Annotated in this window: 9 protein-coding genes and 6 tRNA genes; all 15 read right to left on the reverse strand. The window is 40.7% G+C overall.

The window, feature by feature from the left end; genetic code table 11:
- Positions 1 to 21 precede the first annotated feature (21 nt).
- On the reverse strand, positions 22 to 867 hold the full coding sequence (rsmI, locus tag C4S54_RS12295; RefSeq protein WP_103869801.1) for a 16S rRNA (cytidine(1402)-2'-O)-methyltransferase: 846 nt from the start codon (positions 865 to 867) through the stop codon (positions 22 to 24).
- A gap of 71 nt (positions 868 to 938) precedes the next feature.
- A complete protein-coding gene (locus tag C4S54_RS12300) occupies positions 939 to 1,583 on the reverse strand; it encodes a tRNA1(Val) (adenine(37)-N6)-methyltransferase (protein ID WP_442861133.1) in 645 nt (214 codons plus the stop codon).
- Between the two features lie 82 nt (positions 1,584 to 1,665).
- Complete coding sequence (locus tag C4S54_RS12305; protein WP_022772615.1) at positions 1,666 to 2,601, reverse strand: PSP1 domain-containing protein; 936 nt, start codon at positions 2,599 to 2,601, stop codon at positions 1,666 to 1,668.
- Positions 2,598 to 3,644: a DNA polymerase III subunit gene (locus tag C4S54_RS12310; RefSeq protein ID WP_103869802.1), complete on the reverse strand. Its 1,047-nt coding sequence runs from the start codon at positions 3,642 to 3,644 to the stop codon at positions 2,598 to 2,600. Before C4S54_RS12310 ends, C4S54_RS12305 begins: the two co-directional genes overlap by 4 nt.
- Before the next feature lie 10 nt (positions 3,645 to 3,654).
- On the reverse strand, positions 3,655 to 4,095 hold the full coding sequence (locus tag C4S54_RS12315) for a YaaR family protein (protein ID WP_022772618.1): 441 nt from the start codon (positions 4,093 to 4,095) through the stop codon (positions 3,655 to 3,657).
- A 43-nt stretch (positions 4,096 to 4,138) separates the two neighbouring features.
- Positions 4,139 to 4,732 (reverse strand): guanylate kinase, encoded by a 594-nt coding sequence (locus C4S54_RS12320; protein ID WP_103869803.1) that lies wholly within the window; start codon positions 4,730 to 4,732, stop codon positions 4,139 to 4,141.
- Between the two features lie 8 nt (positions 4,733 to 4,740).
- Positions 4,741 to 6,150, reverse strand: a complete 1,410-nt coding sequence (gene pyk / locus C4S54_RS12325; RefSeq protein WP_103869804.1) for a pyruvate kinase — start codon at positions 6,148 to 6,150, stop codon at positions 4,741 to 4,743.
- Positions 6,132 to 7,571, reverse strand: coding sequence for an aminotransferase class I/II-fold pyridoxal phosphate-dependent enzyme (locus C4S54_RS12330; protein WP_103869805.1), 1,440 nt, complete (start codon positions 7,569 to 7,571; stop codon positions 6,132 to 6,134). The genes pyk and C4S54_RS12330 overlap by 19 nt, the downstream gene beginning before the upstream one ends.
- The gene (locus C4S54_RS12335; protein ID WP_242973808.1) at positions 7,564 to 8,157 is read right to left on the reverse strand and encodes an HD domain-containing protein; all 594 of its coding nucleotides are present in this window, start codon (positions 8,155 to 8,157) and stop codon (positions 7,564 to 7,566) included. Before C4S54_RS12335 ends, C4S54_RS12330 begins: the two co-directional genes overlap by 8 nt.
- 145 nt (positions 8,158 to 8,302) lie before the next feature.
- A tRNA-Phe gene (locus C4S54_RS12340) sits at positions 8,303 to 8,375 on the reverse strand.
- A gap of 6 nt (positions 8,376 to 8,381) precedes the next feature.
- Positions 8,382 to 8,455: transfer RNA gene (locus C4S54_RS12345), tRNA-Met, on the reverse strand.
- 40 nt (positions 8,456 to 8,495) lie between these two features.
- A tRNA-Tyr gene (locus tag C4S54_RS12350) sits at positions 8,496 to 8,577 on the reverse strand.
- Positions 8,578 to 8,583: 6 nt separating this feature from the next.
- A tRNA-Thr gene (locus tag C4S54_RS12355) sits at positions 8,584 to 8,656 on the reverse strand.
- Positions 8,657 to 8,685: 29 nt separating this feature from the next.
- A tRNA-Val gene (locus C4S54_RS12360) sits at positions 8,686 to 8,758 on the reverse strand.
- Positions 8,759 to 8,789: 31 nt separating this feature from the next.
- Positions 8,790 to 8,863: transfer RNA gene (locus tag C4S54_RS12365), tRNA-Asp, on the reverse strand.
- Positions 8,864 to 8,866: the final 3 nt, after the last annotated feature.

An 8,866-nucleotide genomic window follows, 5' to 3' on the forward strand; every position in this document is an offset into this window, starting at 1 on the left:
CATATTTTAATTATTTATACCTTACTTTAACAAAGCCTGATAAATATCCCTTTTGCCGACACCCCTGTCAGCTGCTACCTTCTTCATGGCATCCTTATGAGTAACACCCATATCCTCATAATACTTCATGTGATCTTCTATGCTCATTTCCTGCCAGGAAAGACGTTTTTCTTCGTCCTGTTCCTTTAGGCTCTTACCCTCAATGACCAGAACATATTCGCCTCTAGGCTCATTTTTTTCGTAAAAAGAAATTGCTTCTTCTATTGTAGTCGGTGTAACCTCTTCAAATTTCTTGGTGAGCTCCCTGCAAATTGAGATCCTTCTGTTTCCGAGAGTCTCATACAGATCATTTAATGCCGCCTTCAAATGATGAGGTGCCTCATAGACTATCATGGTCCTGGACTCATCCTGCAGATCCTCCAGGATTCTTTTTCTTGATTTCTTGTCATCAGAGGAGGGCAAAAAACCTTCAAAACAGAATCTTCTGGTACTGAGCCCCGAAAGAGTAAGGGCCGTGATACAAGCTGCAGGTCCAGGAAGCGAAGTTACTGTGATTCCTGCCTTGTGGCATTCTGCCACCAAAACCTCTCCAGGATCTGATATGGCTGGAGTTCCTGCGTCTGTGATCAATGCAACATTTGTCCCAGCAAGCATTTTCTCGATTAGCCATTTTGCCTTATCGAATTTATTGTATTCATGATAGCTCGTCATTTCTGTATGTATGTCGAAATGATTGAGCAGTTTTATGCTGTTTCTTGTATCCTCCGCAGCAATCAGATCAACGCTCTTTAGCGTCTCTAAAACTCTGAATGTCATATCGTCCAGATTACCTATCGGAGTTGCACATAAAAATAACTTTCCCTGCATCTTATTACCTGTCTAAAAATGTTCAATTATGGTTTATACTTTTTTGCCCTTAAACCACCTGAATCCACTGTTCAGAAACCATAAATATCATAAATCTCTTTAGTATATTTGTGCTGAGATTCATATATTATAAGCGGCGGCTCGACTGTGATTCTGGATTTTCCACCACGGGCACCTTCTATGAGGACCATGTTGGGCTCTTTATCTATAAATGGATAAACAAGCCTCATCCTCTTTGGCTCGAGCTTGTACCTGTTCATGACCACCATTATCTCTGCCAGCCTGAATGGCCTGTGGACCATGTAAAACTTTCCTCCGGGCTTAAGGCATCTGGCTGCTGCCTTTACAACATCCTCAAGGTCGCACAGCACCTCATGCCTTGCTATCGCCTTTGGCCCGTCAGGGTTCTGAAGCCCATGCCCACCGATCATGTAGGGTGGATTACTCGTAACAACGTCAAAAGAGGCAGCTTCGAATAACTCGCCTGCCTCCTTAATGTCTCCCTCGACTATCTTTACTTTTTCTTCCAGGTCATTAAGAATCACACTGCGATTTGCCATTTCGGCGCTTTCAGGCTGTATCTCAAGTCCCACAAGCTCTTTTGCACCAGTCTTGGCTGCCATTAGTATTGGAATAATTCCTGTTCCGGTTCCAAGATCAAGGACTCTTCCTCCATCCGGTGCTGACGCAAACCCAGACAAAAGAACTGCATCCATTCCAAAGCAGAATTTGTCCGGATCCTGAATGATTCTATAACCGTTTCGCTGCAGATCGTCCAGTCTTTCTCCGGGCTTTAGATCAATTGTCCCCAAGTTTTGACTTTCCTTCCTGTTTTTCAATCTTCTCAAGCTTCTCGAGTTCTTTTATCTCCTCATCTTCCTGAGAATTCTTTTTATTATTCTGATTCTTTTTCTTTGGTTTCTTTCTAATAGACTCTATGTCATCAAGCTTGTACTCGTGAACTTCCTTCTCATCATCCACGTCCACAAGAATCTTGATTGTCTGTCTGAGGATATTTACACTTGATACTTCGCCTTCAAGTCCATCCTTCGCCTTACAGATATCACCGATTCCAGGCATCTTTCTGTTAAGCTCTTCGTACACATCCTCTTCGTTCTTAAGGCAGCACATAAGCCTTCCACACACGCCTGATATCTTCGTAGGGTTAAGTGATAAGCTCTGTTCCTTGGCCATCTTGATGGAAACAGGAACAAAATCTGACAAATATGAGTGGCAGCAAAGTGGTCTTCCGCAAATACCATAACCGCCGATTATCTTGGTCTCATCTCTTACACCGATCTGTCTGAGTTCAATTCTGGTCTTGAAAACAGCTGCAAGATCCTTTACCAGCTCTCTGAAGTCGATTCGTCCATCTGCAGTAAAGTAGAAAAGAATCTTATTGTTATCAAAAGTATATTCAGCATCGATGAGCTTCATATCAAGATTATGTTTCCTGATCTTTTCAAGACAAACTCTGAATGCCTCTTTTTCTTTTTCCCTGTTGGCCTTCTCCTGCTCATCATCCTTGGTGCTGGCTGTTCTAAGTACAGGCTTTAAAGGCTTTACGACCTCGTCATCCTCAACTTCTCTGGGCTCGCCAACAACTGTTCCATACTCAACGCCACGCGCAGTTTCTACAATTACATGGTCGCCCTTTTTTATCACATATTTTCCTGGTGAAAAGAAATATATCTTTCCGGCCGTTCTAAATCTGACGCCGATTACTCTTGTCATAAATTCTCCTTAACAGCAAGGAGCATCAGCTCCAATGCCAAATCTATATTAACATTCGAATTGATCCTGTTTTTGGCTCTCTCCAAATCATGGATCATCTGATCTATCTGTGTGTAAGAACACTTTTCAGTAACACTTCTAATATACGATATCTTATCAGAGAAAATCAAGTGATCCTCGTTTTCTGTAGCCTTATAGACAAGCATATCTCTGAATAAAAAAATAAGAACATCCAAAAAGTCCTCAAGTGCCCCGGTGTCGATTCCTTTTTTGCTTGTCTTCTCGCTTTCTTCATCCGGTGCAAGTATTTCATGGACTCTGTCCATCATATCGTGAATTTCCAAAGCTTTTAACTTGGAAACAAGCTCAATCGTTCCGTTTTTCAGATTATCAAATTTTTCATTTGATGCCAGATCCAGCGCCTTGCCTACATTGCCTCTTGCAAAAGAAGCGCACAACATAGCCTTATAATCAACTACGTGGCAATTTTCCATAAGATACTTCTTTATGGAATCATCCTTTGCCGGCTTCATCGGCAACACTATGCATCTACTGATTATTGTGGGAAGAAAGGCATTTAAGTTATTGGTAAGAATAATAATAACTATATATGAAGGTGGCTCCTCTAGCGTCTTAAGAAGTGCATTCTGCGCCGCCGGTGTCATCTTCTCGCCTTCTGGAATTATATAAATCTTACGATTACTCTCATATGGTCTGATCACCACATCATCCCTAAGTCCGTGTCTTATATCATCAACACCGATACTGCCCGGTTTCTCATGGGTAAGAGTAATAATATCAGGATGATTACCGCTAAGTGCTTTTATACAGGAAGGACACTCGTTGCAGCTTTCTATCATCCCATTTTTTTCAAGCCTGTGCTCACATAATAGAGCCTTGGCAAAAACTCTTGCTATAAACTCTTTTCCTGAGCCGGTTTCCCCGGATATTATATACGCATGAGATACTTTATCCGTTAAGAGCGCATTCTGCATGTGCTCTTTCATCTGAACTTGATCTATAATATCGGAAAAATCCGCCATCTTTACTCCCTCAGGTAAATATATCCAACAAAAGCCCTTCTATTTGCCCTATCTTGGCAAGTATCCCAATGTTGTCTTTTTCATCCTTAACGAGCTCTCTGGCAAGCTCATCCAGTTCGTCATCCACCTGCCTTATTATTCCATAGACACGGTGCCTTCCCTTTCTATCCAGAAAGTTTTCCCTGGAAAAGACATGGGACCTTGTAACTACCTCGTTCAAAAAATCTTTTATCAACAGTCGATATCGCTGCATATCCTTGATATCATTGCGTTTACCAATCTTTTGTCCCTGCTGGACAATGTCCTGCAACATAAGATTTAGGCGCTCTGCCAGATTTGAATCCTCAAGCTTACTGGTAAGAACAAATTTAAAATCACCAGAAGCTTCCTGAACCTGTTCCTGCGCCTGAACCTGATTTGTCTGCTGAATATTATTTACCCTAATATCCATACTTTGCCCCCGCTGATAAAGCAGCCATAGTTACACTAATATTTTATCCTATTTTCTGAGCAATGTATTCTGTTATTTCATCTATGCAAGATTCTATTTTGGCGTTATTGGTAAATCTTTCTGTAATACCTGCAGACTTAATCTTATCCTCACTGAAGTCCTCTTCATCTGCAAGAAAACGCCTGCACATCTCATCATATTTTGGATGCTCCTGTTTATCCTCACGAGCCATAGCTCTTGTCAAACGTATCTTGGCCTCCACGTCTATAAGCAAAGGCACCACATTGTCTTTTCCAAAATAATCTCTTATATAGCAATATGATTCCAATGTACCGATCACAAGGTAATTTCCATCTTTAAGATTGATCTGCCCATCATCCACGGTGAAATATCTCCACTCACCATAATGGGTGTAATAGGTCCTCTCTTCTATGATCTTACCCTGTGACTTCAACTCCAGATATTCATTTTCTTTTTTAAAAAAGTACTGAACCCCTTCTTTTTCACCATCTCGCATAGGTCTGGTTGTGTAAGGCACAACTTTTTCAAGGCCAAGCTTTTCATTCTTTATAAGCTCCTTGTAGATTGTATCCTTACCCGAGGTGCTCTTTCCCATTAAAAGAAATATCTTTCCCATTAGCTTAATTAAAGCTCCTCTACGCGAATCATGTTTGTTCTTCCAGGAATTCCAAGTGGTACACCTGCTGTAAGCACAACCTTATCTCCACTCTTTAAATATCCTGCATTCTTAGCTGAATTGATTGCCTCTTTAAAGAGCTCATCAGCGGTATCTTCCTGTCTGATATGAAGTGGTGTTACACCCCACATAAGATTTGCCTGTCTGCAAACTGTAGGATTGATAGTGCATGCAATGATCTGGCAATTTGGCTTGTATCTTGAAACCATTCCTGCTGTAAATCCGGACATTGTTACAGTAAGGATAGCATCTGCATTTACCTCTGCAGCGATATTACAAGTTGCATGAGAAATGGCATTTGTAACATCTGAAGGAGCGTAATCTCTTTTACGAAGTCTTCCAACGTAATCAATATCTGCTTCTGTACGCTCTGCGATTCTAGCCATTGTCTTAACAGCCTCTACAGGATAATCACCTGATGCTGTCTCTCCTGAAAGCATAATTGCTGTTGTTCCATCGTAAATAGCGTTAGCTACGTCAGTAACCTCAGCACGTGTTGGACGTGGATGATGGATCATTGAATCGAGCATCTGTGTAGCTGTGATAACGTATTTACCCTTAGATTCAGCAAGCTTGATCATATCTTTCTGAATTACAGGAACATCTTCAAATGGAACCTCTACACCCATATCTCCACGAGCAACCATGATTCCATCCGCTGTATCAAGGATAGACTCAAGATTCTTGATACCCTGTGTGCTCTCGATCTTTGCAATGATCTTCATTGGGCTGTTTTTAGCCTTTAATACCTCGCGAATAGCAAGTACATCATCTGCAGTTCTTACAAAAGAAGCTGCGACAAAATCAAAGCCCTGCTCGCAACCAAATTCGATATCGCCTCTGTCCTGCTCGCTAAGATAAGGCATTGTAAGCTCAGCACCTGGTACGTTTACACCCTTTTTATCTGAAACAGGTCCACCATTTACAACTGTGCAAATAATATCTGTCTCTGTAACTTCCTCTACTCTAAGCTCAATAAGACCATCGTCGATGAGGATTGTCATTCCCTTGTGACAGTCATTTGTAAGCTCTTTGTATGTTATTGCAACTTCAGACTCAGTTCCCATGATATCACGAGATGTAAGAGTAAACTTCTGGCCTGCTGTCAGCTCTACCTTACCTTTTTCAAAATCCTTCAATCTGATCTCAGGACCCTTTGTATCAAGCATAACTGCGATAGGTAATCCGAGTTCTTCTCTGAGTTTCTTTATTCTGTCATATTTTCTCTTATGTTCCTCGTGAGAACCGTGTGAAAAATTAAAACGGGCTACATTCATTCCTGCAAGCATTATCTCGCGGAGCTTGTCTTCACTCTCACTTGCTGGTCCAATTGTACAAATTATTTTTGTCTTACGCATAAAAAACCTTCCTTTTTTTCTATTCCCTGAACGTTAAGTCCTTGATCTAGATATGACCTAACAGTATCAATTATTTCTTTTGTATAAACTTCTCCCGGTACAATAATAGGTATTCCGGGTGGATACAAGTTTACGAACTCGGCTGCAATCCTGTTTTCGGCATCGCTAAATGAAACAAACTCGCTATCAGCATCCCATGCATCGCAAATATTCATTTTTTGCGGAGGTATAAAAGAGATTTTGTGGGAAACTCGATTATCTTTGACAACAGAAAGACCTTTATCTATTTCTGTTAAAGCGTTTATAAAGCGGTTTATTCCATCCTCTTTATCCCAACCTGTAATGATCGCCAAAACAGTATTTTCTCCAGCCATTTCCAACTGAAGTCCATACTCCTCACGAAGTATATCATATAACTGCTCTCCTGTCATTGTGCTATCTTGGACAGAAACTAGTACTTTTGATGGATCATCTATTACATTTTTGCCAATTACCTTCAAAACCTTGCAATCAGACGTTTCTCTTTGAATCCTATTTCGGAATTTTAATAGATTCTCTATGTAACTGTTACCGTTTTCCTCCATCTCTTTTATACACAGATCTATTGATGACATAAGCACATAAGATGGACTGCTGGACTGATATATCCTCAAAAAGCGCTTTAATCTGGCTCTATCTATGAGGTCTCCTGATACATGAATTAAAGCCGTTTGCGTCATTGATGGCAAAGTCTTGTGAACACTGTGTATAACAATATCTGCCCCCTGAGAAATAGCATTTTCAGGGACAGCTGTATATTCGGTATTGCTACTTTCATTATCGGAAACTGTATTATTTTGGGGTCCCAAGCCAAAATGTGCACCATGAGCTGCGTCTACAATAAGCGGTATTCCTCTCCTGTGACATATTTGAGCTATTCCTCGGACATCTGAACATATTCCTTCATATGTCGGTGATGTTATAAAAACAGCTTCTACCTCATCATCTAAAAACTGCTCAACATCATCTGCATTAAAGCTATCCGGAATATTTAATCCTTCAATCTGTTTGTATGGAAGATATTTAACATTGAGATTTCTAAGATATACAGCATGATAAAAAGATTTATGACTTCCTCTTGCTGCAAGTATTTTTCCATTTTTTGATACTGCTGCTGATACAGCCGATAGAACACCACTTGTACTACCATTTACCAGAAAATATGTCTTACCTGCTCCATAGAGCTTATTGGCTCTCTCCTCAGCCTTTAATATTATTCCTGATTCATCATGAAGATTATCATATCCGTCGATTTCTGTTATATCACAACGAAAAGCACCCTTCATCGGGGTGCTTAGCTCATTTCTCTTATGACCTGGCATATGCAAAGGATACATATCACTTTCTGCCAAGTTTATCAGTTCCTGGTAAAGATCAGGCATAATTAACTCTAATTTTTCCCTTTCGTAGCTTAAGCGTCTCTAATGTGGAAGCATATTTATCTGCCAGGCAAACAATCCACGCTTCTCTGCATCTTGGTGGATTGATAGTAAGCGGCCACATATGCTTTGCAATTATATCTTTTTCTCTCTCAGTAAGTGCGAAATCTCTTGTGGCATTTCTTAAGGCAATACCAGGATGATAGAATCCGTGAAGCTTAGGATGAATGTTTCCTGGTGCATCTGCTATATGCCAATCATATAGAAAATAGTCATGAAGAAGCGCACCTCTTACAAGCTCCCTCTCACGGCCATTAATAGACAGTTTTCTATTGAGCTTAATTGCGCACAAAGCAACATGAATGCAATGTTCATAAACAGTTACATTTCCATGCTGGATAAATTCTTTTAGCTTTGCAAACTCTTCAGATCCAAGAACTTCTCCACCATATTCTCTAAGGATTGCTCTGTATTCTTCATCACTTTCAAGCTCATTTAATATTTCAGGATCAAAAGTATCCGGATCATATCCTTTTATATCCAATACTTCTTTTATTATTCTTTTATCTTCAGCTGATAATCTCTTCATATACCTCATACCGTTCATTTTAAAATCGATACTACATACATTAACTTGTTTAATATTACCATAATTATCAGTTAAAAGTATAAAAATCATAAAAAAACTCAGTAAACAATTTCAGTCTACTGAGTTAAGTAATTAATAAAAAAGATGCCTAGAGTCGGAATCGAACCAACGACACGAGGATTTTCAGTCCTCTGCTCTACCAACTGAGCTATCTAGGCATAGAGTAGCGGGGACAGGATTTGAACCTATGACCTTCGGGTTATGAGCCCGACGAGCTTCCAGACTGCTCCACCCCGCGTCATTATTTAAAAGCTTTACGCTTATTTGCAATAAAAAAATGGATGGCGGTGGATTCGAACCACCGAAGCAATTTGCAGCAGATTTACAGTCTGTCCCCTTTGGCCACTCGGGAAGCCATCCATATAGAGCCGATGAGCGGACTCGAACCGTTAACCTGCTGATTACAAATCAGCTGCTCTGCCAATTGAGCCACATCGGCTTACACACGAATTGTGTTGTCTTGAAAAATGGGACCTACAGGGCTCGAACCTGTGACCCTCTGCTTGTAAGGCAGATGCTCTCCCAGCTGAGCTAAGATCCCGTTCAAAGTAAACCAAAAATATGAAGTTGAGCGACCCGGAGGGGGTTCGAACCCCTGACCTCCGCCGTGACAGGGCGGCGCTCTAACCAGCTGAGCCACCGGGCCATC

Origin of the sequence: Butyrivibrio sp. Su6 (genome assembly GCF_900108105.1) — a bacterium.
GTDB lineage: Bacteria > Bacillota > Clostridia > Lachnospirales > Lachnospiraceae > Butyrivibrio.

What these genes read in the sequence shown, in the direction of transcription:
- pyk (WP_103869804.1), bottom strand. Translation starts at nt 6,150, where the DNA reads ATGCGTAAGACAAAAATAATTTGTACAATTGGACCAGCAAGTGAGAGT.
- C4S54_RS12305 (WP_022772615.1), bottom strand. Translation starts at nt 2,601, where the DNA reads ATGACAAGAGTAATCGGCGTCAGATTTAGAACGGCCGGAAAGATATAT.
- C4S54_RS12335 (WP_242973808.1), bottom strand. Translation starts at nt 8,157, where the DNA reads ATGAAGAGATTATCAGCTGAAGATAAAAGAATAATAAAAGAAGTATTG.
- C4S54_RS12330 (WP_103869805.1), bottom strand. Translation starts at nt 7,571, where the DNA reads ATGCCTGATCTTTACCAGGAACTGATAAACTTGGCAGAAAGTGATATG.
- C4S54_RS12315 (WP_022772618.1), bottom strand. Translation starts at nt 4,095, where the DNA reads ATGGATATTAGGGTAAATAATATTCAGCAGACAAATCAGGTTCAGGCG.
- C4S54_RS12300 (WP_442861133.1), bottom strand. Translation starts at nt 1,583, where the DNA reads ATGGATGCAGTTCTTTTGTCTGGGTTTGCGTCAGCACCGGATGGAGGA.
- C4S54_RS12310 (WP_103869802.1), bottom strand. Translation starts at nt 3,644, where the DNA reads ATGGCGGATTTTTCCGATATTATAGATCAAGTTCAGATGAAAGAGCAC.
- C4S54_RS12320 (WP_103869803.1), bottom strand. Translation starts at nt 4,732, where the DNA reads ATGGGAAAGATATTTCTTTTAATGGGAAAGAGCACCTCGGGTAAGGAT.
- rsmI (WP_103869801.1), bottom strand. Translation starts at nt 867, where the DNA reads ATGCAGGGAAAGTTATTTTTATGTGCAACTCCGATAGGTAATCTGGAC.